Consider the following 15,902-nt stretch of genomic DNA (forward strand, 5'->3'; position numbering starts at 1 on the left):
CGAAATTCACACCTTGTGTTGTTCGTGCGAACAATCAGCTTAACCGCGCAATGTGCCGCCTGAGGCCTTTTCGACCTTCTCCACGATCTTGCCCGCGACGGCCTCGATCTCTTCCTCGGTCAGGGTCTTGTCGCGCGGTTGCAGCCGCACGGTCAGCGCGATGGATTTGCGCCCTTCGCCCAAGCTGCCGCCAAGGAACTCGTCGAACACGCGCACCTCCTCGATCAGCGCCTTGTCGGCGCCTGCGGCGGCGTTGACCAGAACGGCCGCCTCGACCTCCGCGCCGACGACAAAGGCGAAGTCGCGCTCGACCGCCTGATACCCGGCCATCTCGACCGCGCCACGGCTTGCGGTGGTGACCTTGGGCAAAGGCACCTCGTCCGGGAAAAGCGTAAAGGCCATTGCCGGTCCCTTGAGGTCCATCGCCCTGAGGATGCGCGGGTGCAATTCGCCAAAGATGCCCAGCACCTTCTTGGGTCCAAGGCAGATCACGCCATGCCGCCCGGGGTGCCACCAGTCCGGGCCACCGCGCAGGATCTGCGTCTTGGCCGGTGCCCCCATCGCGGCCAGCACCGCCTCGGCATCGGCCTTGACGTCGAAGACATCGACGCCGCGTCGGCCCCCGTGCGGATCGCGCGGGCCGGTCTGGCCGATCAGGAGGCCCGCGACCTGCAGATGTTGCTCGCCCGGCTCACCGCCGTGAAAGGCGTGGCCGACCTCGAACAGCGCCAGATCCATCATGCCGCGTGCCTGATTGCGGGCAGCGGCCTGCAACAGCCCCGGCAAAAGCTGCGGGCGCATGTGGCTGAGATCGGCGGAAATCGGGTTTTCCAGCCGCACGTCGTCGGTGCCGCCGCCGAACAAACCCGACGCGGCCTGATCGATGAAGGAATAGGTGACGCATTCATTGTAGCCCAGCGCCGCCGTGGTCCGCCGCGCGGCGCGCTCGCGCAACTGCGTGGGCGTCAGCACGGGTTTCGGCACGCCCGCCATCGCGCGCGGCAGGGGCTTGGGCTCCAACTTGGTCAGAGACGCGACGCGGGCGACCTCTTCGACCAGATCGGCCTCGCCCTGCACGTCCCTGCGCCACGACGGCACCCAGACTTCCAGAACCTCGCCTGTGCCGGTGGCTGAAAACCCGAGGCTGGTCAGGATGCGCACCTGCTCTGCCTTGGGGATCTCCATCCCAACCAGCGAGATCACCCGCGCGGTATCCAGCGGATAGCTTCGCGCCGTCTTGAGGGGCGCGCCCGCCTCCACAACCTCGGATGCCTCGCCGCCGCACAGATCAAGGATCATCCGCGTCGCGGCCTCAAGCCCCGGCAAGGTATAGTCGGGATCCACGCCGCGCTCGAAGCGGTAGCGCGCGTCGGAATTGATCTTGAGCTCGCGCCCCGTGTGCGCGATCCGGATCGGGTCCCACCATGCGCTTTCGAGAAAGACGGTCGTCGTGCCCTCGGTGCAGCCGGTTTCCTCGCCGCCCATGATGCCCGCAAGGCTTTCGGGGCCGCGATCGTCGGAGATCACGACCTGACCGGCGCGCAAGCTGTAGGTCTTGTCGTCCAGCGCCAGCAGGCTTTCGCCGCCCAGCGCGCGATGCACCCGCAACGCGCCCTGCATCTTGTCCACGTCGAACACATGCAGCGGTCGGTTCATGTCATAGGTGAAGAAGTTGGTCACATCGACCAGCGCCGAGATGGGGCGCAGCCCGATGGCGCGCAGGCGGTCCTGCAGCCATTTCGGGCTGGGGCCGTTGGTCACCCCCCGGATCACGCGGCCCGCGAAATGGGGGGCGTCGTCCAGCGTGTCGGCGTCGATGGTCACGCTCACGGGGCACGGAAAGCTGCCCTTGACCGGTTGCGGTTCATGCGGCTTGAGCGTGCCAAGGCCGCGCGCCGCCAGATCGCGGGCGATGCCGTGGATGCCCAGCGCGTCCTGCCGGTTGGGGGTGATGGCGATCTCGATCACCGGGTCGACCTTGGCCGGGTCATGGGTCGCCAGCCAGTCGATGAATTTCTCGCCGACCTCGCCCGACGGCAGTTCGATGATGCCAGAATGCTCGTCCGACAATTCCAACTCGCGCTCCGACGCCATCATGCCATGGCTTTCGACACCGCGGATCTTGCCCACGCCCAACGTCGTGTCGATGCCCGGAACATAATCGCCGGGCTTGGCCAGAACCACCGTGATCCCCGCCCGCGCGTTCGGCGCGCCGCAGACGATCTGCTTCACGCCCTCGTCGGTCTCGACCATGCAGACGCGCAGCCGGTCGGCATCGGGGTGCTGCTCGGCCGAAACGACCTTGGCCAGCGTGAAGGTCTTGAGCCGCGCCGCGCGATCCTCAACGCCTTCGACCTCGAGGCCGAGGTCGGTCAGCGCCTCGGTGATCTCATCGACCGTGGCGGAGGTTTCCAGATGCTCTTTCAGCCAGGAGAGGGTGAATTTCATGGGTTGCGGCTCCGTCGCGGGGTTGTCCGCGTTCTAGCGTCTCTGCGCGCGGTGTCCACCGGGGAAAGGGGCAAGCCCGCAGCTGGGGGCGCGGCGCGAGCCAGCGTTGCCCGCATGCAAAAGGGGCGCCCGAAGGCGCCCCTTTCGTCTTGGTGGTCCGATCTGATCAGCCCTTGGTGAAATCCGGATAGGCTTCCATGCCCAGTTCCGACACGTCGAGCCCGTTGACCTCGGCCTCTTCGCTGACCCGCAGGCCCATGACCGCCTTTAGAATGACCCAAACGATCAGCGAGGTAACGAAGACGAAGGCGCCGATGGCCGCAAAGCCCAGGATCTGTGTGCCGAAGGATGTGCCCTCGGTGTAGAACGGCACCGCCAGCGTGCCCCAGAACCCTGCGATCAGGTGGACGGGAATGGCACCGACCACGTCGTCGATCTTGAGCTTGTCGAGCATCGGCACGGCGAAGACGACGATCACGCCACCGATGGCCCCGATCCACAGCGCCCCGAAGAGCGTCGGGTCAAGCGGACCTGCGGTGATCGACACGAGGCCGGCCAGCGCGCCATTCAGCACCATGGTCAGGTCGACCTTGCCATAGACGATCTGTGTCAGGATCAGCGCCGCGATGGCACCGGCAGCCGCCGCCATGTTGGTGTTGGCGAAGATGATCGCGACGGCATTGGCATCCGCCTCGGTCCCCAGTGCCAGCTGCGAGCCGCCGTTGAAGCCGAACCAGCCCAGCCACAGGATGAACGTGCCCAGCGTGGCAAGCGCAAGGTTGGACCCCGGCATCGGGTTGACCTTGCCGTCCTTGCCGAACTTGCCGATCCGCGGTCCAAGGATGATCGCACCGGCCAGTGCGGCGAAGCCACCTGCGGCATGAACAAGCGTCGAGCCCGCGAAGTCGGAGAAGCCAGCCTCGGACAGCCAGCCGCCGCCCCACTGCCAAGATGCCTCGATCGGGTAGATGAAGCCGGTCAGCACGACCACGAAGACAAGGAAGGGCCAAAGCTTCATCCGCTCGGCCAGTGTGCCCGAGACGATGGAGGCGGTGGTGGCGCAGAACATCAGCTGAAAGAAGAAGTCGGAGCCGGTGGCATAGCCCACGTCGACCGCCGGATCGCCGCCTAGGTTGGCGACGGCGAAGAACGGGCCGACCCAGCCTTCGACCAGCCATGAGGCCGGATACATGATGCCGTAGCCGATCAGCCAGTACATGATCGCGGCAATCGAAAACAGCGAGATGTTCTTGGTCAGCTGCATGGTCACGTTCTTGGACCGCACGAGGCCGGCCTCGAGCATGGCAAAGCCCGCAGCCATCCAGAACACGAGGAAGCCGCCGATCAGGAACAGCAGCGTGTTGAAGATAAAGGCGTTGTCGACGGCGGCTGCGGCCTCGACCACCTCTTCGACCGCCTCGGTGGTGTCCTGCGCGAGGCCCATCGTCGGCAGCAGCGCGGCGGTTGCCACGGCGGCCAGAGGAAGGAGATACTTCGTTTTCATCTCTTCGGTTTCCTTATGTCGAAAGGGCGCGCGGGGTCAGACCGCGTCGTCGTTGGTTTCACCGGTGCGGACGCGCACGGCGCTTTCCACATCGAGGACGAAGATCTTGCCGTCGCCGATCTTGTCGGTCTTGGCGGTTGTCTGGATGGTCTCGACCACCTGGTCGGCCATCCCGTCCGAGACCACGATCTCGAGCTTCACTTTCGGCACGAAGTTCACGGCATATTCTGCGCCACGGTAGATTTCGGTGTGTCCGGACTGCGAGCCAAAGCCCTTGATCTCGGTCACCATCATGCCGCGCACGCCAATGGCGGTCAGCGCCTCGCGGACCTCCTCCAGCTTGAACGGCTTGATCGCTGCGATGATGAGTTTCACGTGTTACCCCTTCCGGTAGTTGGTCCGGTTGTCCCGCCGGCCCTTGGACCGAGCGAGTGTCACGCGCCCAAATCAGGGGCAGGCGGGCAGGGGAGCAACGTAACTGGGCATGTCCAGCACAACCCAGGGCAGAATATGGCTAACATTTGTGCGTTTTTTTTCAGATGCACTCTTTTTCAGCCACGGAAAAATGCGGCGGCGCGGCGAAGGGGGTCTACAAGCGACTCGTTTTTCCCTATCTTTGGCGAAAAAGAGGCAGGCCATCGTCATGAGTTCTTCCGGATCAGGTCGCAGATCCACGCCCGGCGGGCGTCGTAGCCTTGTGGCCGATCGCCGTGCGGCACCGGCAGCCCCAAAGGCCCCCGCACGCGGACGCAACCCGGCCCCGCCGGGCGGCGGTACGACACGCCCGCCACGACGGCGCAAGACGCGCGCGCCGCGGCCAAGACCGCGCGGCCCGCTGGGCTGGATCGCGGCCTTCTTCGGGCTGATCTGGCGCATAATCTGGGGCCTGATCTGGCGCGGCACGGTGGCGGTCATGCTGCTGCTGGGGGCCGCTACCGCCTATTACTACGCCCAACTGCCCGATCTGGCGGCGGCCGTCGATGCACGTTCGCGCGGGTCGGTCACAATGCTAGACCGCAGCGGCAACGTCTTCGCGTGGCGCGGCGACCAGTTCGGCGGCGTGATCGACCCCTCGACCGTCAGCCCGCATCTCGTCAACGCCATCGTCGCAACCGAGGACAGGCGGTTCTACCGGCACTTCGGCGTGTCGCCGCGCGGCATCGCCAGCGCGATCCGGATCAACCTGAGCGAAGGGCGCGGCCCCTTGTCGGGTCACGGGGGTTCCACCATCACGCAGCAGGTCGCCAAGCTGATGTGTCTCGGCGTGCCCTATGTCAGCTCGGACTGGGAGAGTGAGGGCGCCTACGAGCAGGATTGCCGCCGCACGACGCTGTGGCGCAAGATCCAGGAGATCCCCTTCGCCCTTGCGATGGAGTTCCGGTATTCCAAGGACGAGATCTTGTCGATCTACATGAACCGCGCCTTTCTGGGCGCAGGTTCGCGCGGGTTCGAGGCGGCGGCACAGCGCTACTTCGCCACCTCCTCGGCCGATCTGAACCCGCAGCAATCGGCGATGCTGGCCGGCCTTCTGGTCGCGCCGTCCTATTATGCACCGACCCGCAACCTCGAACGCGCGCAACGCCGGGCCTCCACGATCATCCGCCTGATGGAGGATCAAGGCTATCTGACCGCCGCCGAGGCCGCCGCGGCGCAGGCCAACCCGGCGACCCTGTCGGCAGCGGCGCGCCAGGAAACCGGCGGCGCCTTCGCCGACTGGATCATGTCCACCGGCCCTGATTTCCTCACCCGCGAGACGACCGAGGACGTGTCGATCCGCACCACCTTCGACCCCGCCATGCAGGCCGCGGCCGAGGCGGCGATGGCAAATGTCTTCGCCACGCAGGTACGCGAGGGGTCGGCGGCACAAGCGGCAATCGTGGTGATGTCGGCCGATGGCGCGGTGCGCGCCATGGTCGGCGGCCGCGATACGGCGGGCACAGGGCTGTTCAACCGTGCGACGCAGGCGATGCGGCAGACCGGCTCCAGCTTCAAGCCCTTCGTCTATGCCGCGGCGCTGGATCTGGGCTGGCGCTTCGACGACATGATCCTCGACGCGGCCCTGACGATCAACATCCCCGGATCAGGGCCTTGGTCACCCGAGAACTACACCGGCGAATTCTACGGCGACGGGACCCTTACCGACGCCTTGCGGCGGTCGCTCAACACGGCCGCGGTGCGCCTCTCCGAAGAAGTGGGGCGCGATGCGGTGCGCACGGTCGCTGAGCAATTCGGCATCGAAAGCAGCCTCGCCGACGGCCCCGCCCTCGCGCTGGGAGCGTCGGAATCGACGCTGATCGAGATGACCGGTGCCTATGCCGGCATCTTGAACGGCGGATCGGCGGTGCAGCCCTATGGCGTGCAGGAACTGCGTCTGATCGGGGACAGCGTGCCGCTGTTCGAGCAGACCAGCGGCATCCAGGAGCGGGTGATCTCGGAGAACGCAGCGCGACAGTTGACCTACATGATGTCGGTCGCCGTGGCGCAGGGCACGGGCGTCCGGGCGCAATTGCCCAATCATCCCGTGGCGGGCAAGACCGGCACGACCAATAGCCAACGGGATGCGTGGTTCGTCGGTTTCACAGCCGATTACGTTGCGGGCGTCTGGATGGGCTATGATGACAACACGCCCCTGTCCGGCGTCACGGGCGGCGGCCTTCCGGCCGAGTTGTGGCGCCAGACAATGGAGCGCATCCACCGCGACCTGACCCCCCGCCCCTTGCCGATGATCGACCCTACGGTCGAGGGGCGTCCTGCGCCGCAGATCGTGGAGTACGGGCCCGGCGACGGCAGCTGGGAAACCGTGCCACCGGAATGGGCGCAGGGCGAAGCGCCGCCACGCGGCACACTGCTGGGCCCGGCCCCACAGGATGACGCCGACCAGATCATCATGAGGGTGCTGAACGGGCTACTGGGCCGGAACTGAGCGGCGCAGCAAAAAAGGCGCCCCAAAGGGGGCGCCCTTTACCGCTGAGCGGCAGGCTGGATCAGACCGCTTCGTCGATCCACTTCTGCAAGGCGGCCTTGGGGGCGGCGCCGATCTTGTTGGACACCACCTCGCCACCCTTGAACATGAAGAGCGCCGGGATGCCGCGCACGCCCATCTGCATGGGGGCCTGCGGGTTCTCGTCGACGTTCACCTTCACGATCTTGACGCGACCAGCGTATTCCACGGAAAGCTCTTCCAGCGCCGGGCCGATCTGCTTGCAGGGGCCACACCATTCGGCCCAGAAATCGACGACGACGGGGATATCGGACTGGCGCACTTCGGCATCGAAAGTGGCGTCGGAGACGGAAACGGTTGCCATGGCGTCGGGCCCTCCTGGCGGTGTGGGTGTCGGGATCGGAAGGTAAGGATGGCCCATGACAGGGTCAAGCAGTGCTTGCGCGCGCCAGCGCCGCAGACACGACATCGTGTGGCAGGGGCATGAGCCTGGGCGTCCGCGTCCACAAGATCGCCGTCTCGATCCGGCGACCGGGGTAAAGTGGCGCCAGCATCGCCGCATAGGCCCCCATCTGGCGCAAGATGCCTTCGGGAACAGCGGCCACACTGTCCGGCACCACGGCATTAGTCTTGAAATCGACGGCCAGTACACGACCCTCCGATACGATCAGCCGGTCGATCACGCCCAGCATAGGCCCGCCCAGTGCGGGTGTGTCACCCGTCAGGGTCACCTCGGCCAGTGTCTCGGGCGCAAAAAGCGGCGCAAGCTCGGGCGCGGTCAGCACCCGCGTAGCCTCGGCCAGTAGCACCGCCGCCTCGGCCTCCGGCACCGCGCCGGCTTCCAGCGCCAGAATGCCGGGGGCGGCGGCGGGCCAGGTCGCGGCCGGGGTTTTCGGCAGATTTTCAAGCAACAGGTGCATCAGCCGCCCGCGCCTGAGCGCCGCCTGTTCCTCAAGCCCCTCGGTCGCGCCCGCGACCACCTTGGCCCCGCCCAGATCCGACGGGGTGCGCATCTGGACCTCTCGCCGGGCGGATGGCGCAGGCTCGAACGCCCAATCGGGCAGGTCGGGCAGCGCGCGGGCACCCGTGTCGGCGGGCGTCAGGCAAGACCAGTCTCCGCGTTGCAGGCGCAGGCCCGTCGCCTCGATGCCCGGCAGGGCCAAGAGCGCGGCCCCCGTCGCCTCCATCGCGTCGGCGATGGCGGTGTACCAGCTGGAGGCAGGACCACTCTTTTCGGTCTCGACCTTGCCCGCGGCGGTGACGATCAGCCAGCTTTCAGCGCGCGTGATCGCCACATAGAGCAGGCGGTTGCGTTCCTGCGCCTCGGCCTCGGCGCGGGCGTCCAGTGCCGCGCGCACGTCCTCGGGCGCATCGGCAGCGCGCGCCCAGACCAGTGGCCCCCCTTCGGGCGTGACCAGATCGATGCGCGGACCACCACCGCCGTATTGCAGGCCGGTGTCGGGCAAGATCACCACCGGCGCCTCCAGTCCCTTGGCACCATGCACGGTCATCACCCGTATCTGCCCGTTGGGCTTGGCAAGATCGCGTTTCACGGTCACCTGCCCGGACTCCAGCCAGCCTACAAAGCCGGTCAGGCTGGGAACCTCCATCGCCTCATAGGCGAGTGCCTGACCCAGCATCGCATCGATGGCATCCTCGGCCTCGGGGCCAAGGCGGGCGATCAGGCGCTGGCGGGCACCATGGCGGATCAGCACCCGTTCGAGCAGGTCATAGGGACGCAGGAAATCGGCCTGTCCGCGCAGATCGCCCAGCATCTCCACCGTCTCGGGCCAGTCGGTGCCGCGGTTGCGCAGCTCTGCCCATAGCGCGCGCCCATCGCGGCCATGGGCAAGGCGGAACAGCGCATCCTCAGACCAGCCGCCGATCGGCGAGCGCAGCACGCAGGCCAGCGACAGGTCATCCTCGGGCAGAGCCAGAAACCGCATCAGGGCGATCAGGTCGCGCACCGCCAGAGGCTCGGCGATCTGGGCGCGGTCGACGCCCGCGACGGGCAGGCCTGCGGTCTTCAACGCCGCGATGATCTTGCGAAACAGCGGCGAGCGGCGCTGGACAAGGATCAAGATGTCTTGCGGCGTGATCGGCCGGGGGCCGTTCTTGGTGGGGATCGGCTCACCGGCGGCGAGCATGGCGACGATCCGGTCGGCGATCAGACCCGCAAGGATGCTGGTGTGGTGATCGTCCGACACGATATCGCGCGGGTCGTCCCAAGCCAGATCCTCCGCGCCCGTCGCGGCAGGCTCCACCACCGGCCAGAGATCGACGCGGCCCGGCTTGGTGTCAAAAAACGCCCGGTGCGACACACCCGGACCGACGCCCGGCGCACCCGCGCGATCGGCCACGGTATCGACCAGCGACAAGATCACCGGCGAGGAGCGGAATGAATGCACCAGTTCGGCGGGTTGAAACGGCAAACCGGCCTCGGCATGGCGGGCGGCGAAGTGGTCGCGCATCCGGTCGAAGCCTTCGGGATCGGCACCTTGAAAGGAATAGATCGACTGTTTCTTGTCGCCCACGACAAAGATCGTGCGCGCCACATCGGTCCGCGCGCCCTGCCCGGTGGCGAATTCTTGCGCGAGCGTCGCCACGATATCCCATTGCTCCGGGCTCGTGTCCTGACTTTCGTCGACAAGGATGTGGTCGATCCCGCCGTCGAGGCGGAACAAGACCCATTGCGCCATGTCTCGGCTGGTCAAAAGACGGCGGGTCGATCGGATCAGGTCGTCGAAATCCAGCCAGCCGCGCTGCGCCTTGGCCTGTGCATAGCGCGGCAGAAAGGCCGTCGCGAAACGGTGCAGCGCCTGCGTGCGCCGGGCGGTCAGATAGGCCAGACGGAGCGAACGGGCCTCGGCCACACGCTCGGCCAGCGCGTCGTAGGCGGCGACCAGATCGGGGCCCATGGCGGCCCGCACAACGGCATTGGCGATAGCCTTGGGCTGCCCCTCCTTCGGGCCCGACATGGTCAGGCACGCCGCCTCAAGCTCCTCCAGATCGGGCATCGTCATCGCGGCCCATGGCATCATGCGCAGGCGCTCGGCCAGTTTGGCCTGCGTCTTGGTCTCGGGGTCGAGATGGGCGGCCAGCGCAGTCGCCAGATCGGCCTCGGACCCGTCGAGCGCGACAGACAGGATCGCCGCTTCATCCGTCCCGGGCACGATACCCACCCAATCGCAGATCGCCGCCCAATCCCATGGCTCGGCCAGCTCATCGGCATGGCCCGCGATGGCGCGCGCCAATCGCAACAGCCCGTCATCATCGCCCAGCGCACCCGCGACGGTGTCGATGGTCCCTTGCGCCTCCGGGTCCTCGGCCATGCGATCCAGCAGATCCGTGATCAGGCGGGTCTGCACCCGCTCGTCGATTTCGGTGAAGCCGGGGCTGACGCCGGCCTCCAGCGGAAAGCGGCGCAGCACGCTCGCGCAAAAGGAATGGATGGTCTGGATCTTGAGGCCACCCGGCGTCTCGATCGCGCGGGCGAACAATGTGCGGGCGCGCGACAAGACATCGGCGGACAGGCCGGTCACGCCGATATCGGTCAGGGCGGTGGCCAGCGCTGTGTCATCCTTCATCGCCCATTCGCCCAGACGCTGGAACAGGCGGTTCTGCATCTCCATCGCGGCGGCCTTGGTATAGGTCAGGCACAGAATGTGTTCGGGGCGCACGCCATCGAGCAGCAGCCGCGCCACACGGTCGGTCAGAACGCGGGTCTTGCCCGACCCGGCATTGGCCGACAGCCATGTCGAGGTGCCGGGATCGGCGGCGCGGACCTGTGCGCGGGTGGCATCATCCATCCTGCGGCCCCCCGTCATCGCGCCCCACCGGGATCAGCAGCGGCGTCTGCGTCTCGTCCCATTCGCCGTAGCGGGCGAGTTGGTCATAGTCGCCCGCATAGCGCGTGTCCTTGATCGCGCGCCGCGAGGGGAAGCCGCTGGCGGGATCGCCCATGTGGTGCAGGCGGCGGATGAATTCGCCCGTGACGATGGCAAGCTCGGCCGGGTCGATGTCATGGGCGCGGATCACCGGCTTGGCCCCCAGACCGACATAGGCGACATGGCCGACACTGGCGCCTTGCGGCAGCCCAAAGGCACCCCCCTCGGCCATCAGCGCCATCAGCCAAAGCTGCTTGGCGAAATGGCGTTCCTCCTTTTCGGTCGGTGGCGCGCCGGTCTTGTAGTCGTAAATCGCAAGCCGCCCGTCGTGCAGCCGGTCGATCCGGTCGCCCTTGCCGCGCAAGGTGACGCCGGTGCCAGGAACCTCCCATTCGCCCAGCCGTTCGATGATCTCGGGCAACCCCCGCGCGCGGCGCTCCACCTCGGTGTCGAGGATGAACCCCGCGACACGGCCCATGCGCGCGCGCCAGAGGCGGCGGGCGGCGGGCCATGGTGCCTCATCCTCCAGCACACTGTCGGTGATGCCCAAAAGCTGCGCCAGCGCTGCATCGCGGTCTGGCAAGCCGGTCATCGTGGCCTCGATGAAGTCTTGCATCACCTTGTGCAGGACCGAGCCACGCACCCGGGCATCGGCCTCGGCCCTGAGCGGATCGAGCTTGCGCAAGCCCAGCACCCGACGGGCATAGACCGCGTACGGGTCGCGGATCAGGGTTTCCACCTCGGTCACGCTCAGGCGGCGGGGCCGCGCCACGGCGGGCGGTTGCGGGGCGGGGCGCGGCTCGAACGGGGTGGTGTCTTGCGGGGTCAACTGTCGGGTGGCCAGCGCGATGTAGAACTCGCCCCGCGCGGTCATGCCCGCCAGCGCCTGTTTCGCCTCGGGCCCCGACCCCGCCAGCAGGTTGCCCAGACGGTTCAGCCAGCGAGACGGCACGGTGTCGGTTTCGGCATCGCGCCTCGCCCGCGTCAGCCAGACCTCGGGCGCGGCCATGCCTTGCTGGAAATCATGCGCGGCAAGTCCGATCACCCGGTCGGGCAGCCGCAGACCCGCCTGCGCGCGCAAGGCGCGGTTCAACCACGGATCAGCAGGCGGCGGCGCGGGCCATGCGCCTTCGTTCAGGCCCGCAAGGATGATCAGGTCGGCGCCCTGAACACGGGCCTCTTGCGTGCCCCAGATCAGGATATCGGCATGGGGAAACAGCGGCTGGCGCACCTCGCGGTCCTGCGTCAGCGCCGTGAAGAGATCGCGGTAATCGCTGGCGCTGATCGCGCCACCCACGGAGGCCTCGGCGATCAGGTCATCCATCAGCTTGCGTGCGGCCTCGCCCGGTTCCTTGTCGAACAAGTCGCCTGACCCTGCGGCATCCGGCCCGGCGGCCAACGCCTCGGCCCGCACAAGGTGGCGGGCGACGCGCGTGTCCATCGGCAAGGCGCCGGGGTCGATGGGCGACAGCAGATGGTCGGTCAGCCAGCCCACCCAGGCCATCGCGCCGGGATCGTCGCGGCGTTTGTCGGCCCATTCCACCAGCCGGGCGCGCGACGGCAGGCCGGGGCGGGCGCGCAGGACCTGAACCTCAAGATCGCGGGCGCGCAGCAGGTGCAGGCCCCGTTCGCTGCCGGTATGGCACAGCGGGTGTTTCAGGATAACGGCCAGCGCCTCGGGGTCGGCCGGTTTCGCCTCGATCTCGGCGACATGGCGCAAGAACCGGCCCGGCGGGCTGAGCGACAGGGGCTGGCCCGCGCTGTCGTCGGGCGTGATGCCCCAGCGCGACAGGGCGGCCGTGACCTGCCGCGTCAGCGTGCGGTCCGACGCGATGACGGCGGCGCGCTTGCCCTCGGCCACTGCCTGCCGCAGGCGCAGCGCGATGGCCGTCGCCTCCACCTGCGGATTGGGCGCCTCCAGCAGCGTGACACCCGCCATCGCCTCGGCCAGCCCGGTCAGGCGCGGGCCTTCGGTCATCCACTGGTCGGTGACGGGCGCGGGCCTGAGCGCCAGCGACACGACCGCGCCACGCCCGCCGCGCGGTCTTTCCGCGCCGGGCCAATCGGGAATTGCCCAAGGGTCAAGCCCAAGGCGATCGGCGAATCTCGCCAGCCTGTATTGCGGATGATCCTCGCCATCCAGACCCTCGCGCCGATCCTCCAGAAGGCGCGCCCAGATCGCCTGCGGCATGTCGCGGTCGATGCCCGGCAGGATCACTGCGCCTTGCGGAAGGCGGGCCACGGCCTCCATCAGCTGCGCGGTGGCCCCCCGCGACCCGGTGGAGCCTGCGACGATGACAGGATGGGCGGGCGGCTGGCTTTGCCACAGCCGGGCCAGCCGGGCCACGATCCGGGTCTGGCGCGCCTCGCGCGTCAGGGCGGCGTCGTCTTGCAGGAAATGCGTCACCAGATCGAGAAAGGCCTGCGCGCGCTGCCAATGGATCGCGTGATCGCCCACGTCGAGACCCGCGATGGCCTGGGGCGTCACACCTTCCTCGAACATCTCGCCCATCAGGTCGGCAAGGCTGTCGGCCAGATCATAAAGCGCCGATCGCGGTGCGAGCTTGGGCTGGGCATCGAGCAGCTTGCCGATGAGCTGCACCAGTTCCAGCCGCAGGCGCAGCGGCGGGATGGCAGGCGGCAGATCGGACAGATCCACGCTGTCGCCCAGCGCCTGAACCGGGCGGATGCGGGGCAAAAAGCCCGCGCCACGCGCAATGTAGAGCGCGCGCAGACGGCGTTCCATCCGGGCATTGGCCACGTAAAGGTCGACGCGCGCGATGGCCTCGGGCGACTGGCCTTGCAGCATCGCATCAAGGCCCGCGACCAGCGCGGCGCAGAAATCGACGCCCAAGGGCGTGGCAAGGACCCGTGGGCCCGCGACAGGGGGGAAGAGATCACGCATCGGCCAGCATCGCCTCGGCCTGCGCGATCCCGTCCGGATGGCCGACATCGGCCCAGCGGCCCGGGTAGATCACGCCGAACACGCGGCCCCGGTCCATCTGCTCCTGCCAGATGTCCAGCAGCGAAAAGACCGTGGCGGGATGGTCGGCCACCAGCGCGGGGTCGATCAGTTGCGCACCGGTGTGGACCAGACCGGCCTCGGACCGGTCCCATGTCAGGCGGCCTGCCGCGTCCATCGCCACATCGCCGCCGCCCAGACGGCCAATGGCGCGGCCACGCGGCACCAGCAGCATCAGCACGCTCATCCGCGCGGCGTCCCATGCGCCGGTGAGGCTGCGTAAAGGCCCCGGCCCCGCCCAGACGGCATCGGCATTGAGCGTGGCAATGGGGGTGGTGCGCAACTGCGGCAAGGCGCGTTTCACACCACCGCCGGAATCGAGAAGTGCGGGCGTCTCGACCGACAGGTGGATGTCGGCATACTGCGCCAGATGGGCCGCGATCTGGTCGGCGCGGTAATGGGCGTTGACCGTGATCCGGCCCCCACCGTCGCGCGCCGCCTCCAGAGCATGATCCAGCAAAGGACGGCCCGCCACCTCGATCAGCGGCTTGGGCCGGTCGGCGGTCAGCGCGCCCATGCGGGTGCCGAAGCCTGCGGCAAGGATCATCACATCGGGGCGGATCATGCGGCCCAGCCTTGCGTTTGGCGGCGCAATTCGGCCACCGGCGCGCGCAGATCGGCCAGCGCGGGATGGGCCACGGCACGGTCGATCAACAGGCCGGTCCGGGGCAGAAAGGCGCGGTACTGCGGCTTGCCCATCTGTGTGGCAAGACGGTGGAAGATCCCGAGGATGCGCAGGTTGCGCAAGAGCGACAGGGTGGCCACCCGCGCCTCGACCTCAGGCAGCGGCAAGCCCAGCGCGGTGGCGAAACGGTCGGTCAGGTCGGCGCGCCAACCCTCGGGCAGGTCGCGGCGCGGATCGTCCAGCAACGAGGCAAGATCGTAGCCCAGCGGCAGAGCGACTGCATCTTGATGATCAAGAAGGCCGATCCGGGCGCTCCCCTTCCGGTCCGGCAGCCAGATCAGGTTGTCACCATGGCAGTCGCGCAAGGCAAGCACGGGCGGGCCCGGGCAATGGTCGGCAAGGGCATTGACCAAGGCCGGGCGCAGGTCCGTGACGGCCTCGGGCGCGGGCAGGAGCGTGAGCGTCAGGTCGATCATGGCGGCCTGTGCGGCGGCAGGCGGGCGGGCGGCCCAGTCGGGCACAGGCGCGCGGGCAAGATGGGGCAGAACCTCGGCCACGGTCACGCGATAGGCGGCTTGCGCGGCGGCAGGGTCGGCCTGCAACAGCCGCGCCAGCGTGGCGTCGCCGAAATCCTCCAGCAGGACAAAGCCTTGCGCAGGGTCTGCGGCCAAGACGCCGGGCGCGGACAGGCCAAGGTCGCAAAGGTGCGCGCCCACGCGCAAAAACGCGGCAAGGCTGTCGCGGTCGGCTGTCATGTCCACGGGCGCGCGCATCAAGATCGCGCTGGCGCCGGTGCTGGCGACAAGGCGTCGGTAGGACCGCGCCGAGGCGTCGGCGGTCAACGGGGCGGGGCGTGCGTCGGCCCAGCCTGCATCCGCAAGGAAATCGCCTTCCCTGTCGGTGGCGGCCACGCTCACGGGCGGATCATCGGCGCAAGCAGGCGCCGCGCCAGATCGCTGCCCTCGGGCGCGATGAGGGTCGCCTCGCGGCCCTCATGGAGACCGGGCAGCGTCTCAAGACGCAGGCATACCGCCCTCGCAGGCCAATCGGGTGCAATGCGGTCGGGCCATTCGATCAGGCAGATCGCGTCATCCATGGCGATATCAAGCCCAAGCTCCACGATCTCTTGCGGGTCAGAGAGGCGGTAAAGATCGGCATGCCAGATCTCGCTGCCCGCGCCGTCATAGCTTTGCACGAGGGTGAAGGTCGGCGACGGGATCTCGCCCTGTCCTTCCTCGATCCCCAGAAGGGCGCGGATCAGGGCGCGGGCGAAGTGGCTTTTTCCGGCCCCAAGCTGGCCCTGAAGCAAAAGCGTGTCACCCGGCGCAAGCCGGGGCGCGACGGCACGGGCCAGCGCATCGGTGGCGGCAGGGCCCGACAGCAGGCGGGACGACCGGGCCGTCCAACCGGGGGGCGGTGTGGCAAGGTCGGGGTCACTCGGCGGGGCAATGGCGGTCATGGCAAGCGAGAGTTTA

The 15,902-nt window shown here is 68.0% G+C and carries 10 protein-coding genes; 1 reads left to right on the forward strand and 9 read right to left on the reverse strand.

From position 1 onward, the window contains the following. Positions 1 to 39: 39 nt before the first annotated feature. From pheT to C7455_RS05325, 3 genes are all read right to left on the reverse strand, one after another. Positions 40 to 2,448 carry a phenylalanine--tRNA ligase subunit beta gene (gene pheT, locus C7455_RS05315; RefSeq protein ID WP_109666312.1) on the reverse strand — a complete coding sequence of 803 codons (2,409 nt, stop codon included), beginning with the start codon at positions 2,446 to 2,448 and terminating at the stop codon, positions 40 to 42. 166 nt (positions 2,449 to 2,614) lie between these two features. Next, positions 2,615 to 3,952 carry an ammonium transporter gene (locus C7455_RS05320; protein ID WP_109666314.1) on the reverse strand — a complete coding sequence of 446 codons (1,338 nt, stop codon included), beginning with the start codon at positions 3,950 to 3,952 and terminating at the stop codon, positions 2,615 to 2,617. Positions 3,953 to 3,988: 36 nt separating this feature from the next. After that, a complete protein-coding gene (locus C7455_RS05325) occupies positions 3,989 to 4,327 on the reverse strand; it encodes a P-II family nitrogen regulator (RefSeq protein ID WP_109666315.1) in 339 nt (112 codons plus the stop codon). Positions 4,328 to 4,595: 268 nt separating this feature from the next. Here C7455_RS05325 and C7455_RS05330 point away from each other — a divergent pair, with 268 nt between their 5' ends. Continuing rightward, complete coding sequence (locus tag C7455_RS05330) at positions 4,596 to 6,875, forward strand: transglycosylase domain-containing protein (RefSeq protein WP_109666317.1); 2,280 nt, start codon at positions 4,596 to 4,598, stop codon at positions 6,873 to 6,875. A 61-nt stretch (positions 6,876 to 6,936) separates the two neighbouring features. On the opposite strand, the gene trxA is transcribed toward C7455_RS05330, so the two are convergent. The 6 genes from trxA to tsaE all read right to left on the reverse strand — a co-directional run bounded on the left by trxA (position 6,937) and on the right by tsaE (position 15,886). After that, positions 6,937 to 7,257 carry a thioredoxin gene (gene trxA / locus C7455_RS05335; protein WP_109666318.1) on the reverse strand — a complete coding sequence of 107 codons (321 nt, stop codon included), beginning with the start codon at positions 7,255 to 7,257 and terminating at the stop codon, positions 6,937 to 6,939. 64 nt (positions 7,258 to 7,321) lie between these two features. Beyond that, positions 7,322 to 10,702 (reverse strand): double-strand break repair helicase AddA, encoded by a 3,381-nt coding sequence (addA, locus tag C7455_RS05340; protein ID WP_245904234.1) that lies wholly within the window; start codon positions 10,700 to 10,702, stop codon positions 7,322 to 7,324. Continuing rightward, on the reverse strand, positions 10,695 to 13,685 hold the full coding sequence (addB, locus tag C7455_RS05345) for a double-strand break repair protein AddB (RefSeq protein WP_109666321.1): 2,991 nt from the start codon (positions 13,683 to 13,685) through the stop codon (positions 10,695 to 10,697). Before addB ends, addA begins: the two co-directional genes overlap by 8 nt. After that, positions 13,678 to 14,367 carry a nucleotidyltransferase family protein gene (locus tag C7455_RS05350; protein WP_245904235.1) on the reverse strand — a complete coding sequence of 230 codons (690 nt, stop codon included), beginning with the start codon at positions 14,365 to 14,367 and terminating at the stop codon, positions 13,678 to 13,680. The genes addB and C7455_RS05350 overlap by 8 nt, the downstream gene beginning before the upstream one ends. Continuing rightward, entirely contained in the window at positions 14,364 to 15,344 is a 981-nt protein-coding gene (locus C7455_RS05355) for an aminoglycoside phosphotransferase family protein (RefSeq protein ID WP_109666323.1), read from the reverse strand. Before C7455_RS05355 ends, C7455_RS05350 begins: the two co-directional genes overlap by 4 nt. Then, complete coding sequence (gene tsaE / locus C7455_RS05360) at positions 15,341 to 15,886, reverse strand: tRNA (adenosine(37)-N6)-threonylcarbamoyltransferase complex ATPase subunit type 1 TsaE (RefSeq protein WP_109666324.1); 546 nt, start codon at positions 15,884 to 15,886, stop codon at positions 15,341 to 15,343. Before tsaE ends, C7455_RS05355 begins: the two co-directional genes overlap by 4 nt. Positions 15,887 to 15,902 lie beyond the last annotated feature (16 nt).

This window comes from Roseicyclus mahoneyensis (genome assembly GCF_003148775.1).
GTDB classification, from domain to species: domain Bacteria; phylum Pseudomonadota; class Alphaproteobacteria; order Rhodobacterales; family Rhodobacteraceae; genus Roseicyclus; species Roseicyclus mahoneyensis.

Excerpts from the sequence above, each read along its gene's own strand:
- addB (WP_109666321.1), bottom strand. The coding sequence starts at position 13,685 with ATGCGTGATCTCTTCCCCCCTGTCGCGGGCCCACGGGTCCTTGCCACG.
- trxA (WP_109666318.1), bottom strand. The coding sequence starts at position 7,257 with ATGGCAACCGTTTCCGTCTCCGACGCCACTTTCGATGCCGAAGTGCGC.
- pheT (WP_109666312.1), bottom strand. The coding sequence starts at position 2,448 with ATGAAATTCACCCTCTCCTGGCTGAAAGAGCATCTGGAAACCTCCGCC.
- C7455_RS05350 (WP_245904235.1), bottom strand. The coding sequence starts at position 14,367 with ATGATCCGCCCCGATGTGATGATCCTTGCCGCAGGCTTCGGCACCCGC.
- C7455_RS05320 (WP_109666314.1), bottom strand. The coding sequence starts at position 3,952 with ATGAAAACGAAGTATCTCCTTCCTCTGGCCGCCGTGGCAACCGCCGCG.
- C7455_RS05330 (WP_109666317.1), top strand. The coding sequence starts at position 4,596 with ATGAGTTCTTCCGGATCAGGTCGCAGATCCACGCCCGGCGGGCGTCGT.
- tsaE (WP_109666324.1), bottom strand. The coding sequence starts at position 15,886 with ATGACCGCCATTGCCCCGCCGAGTGACCCCGACCTTGCCACACCGCCC.
- addA (WP_245904234.1), bottom strand. The coding sequence starts at position 10,702 with ATGGATGATGCCACCCGCGCACAGGTCCGCGCCGCCGATCCCGGCACC.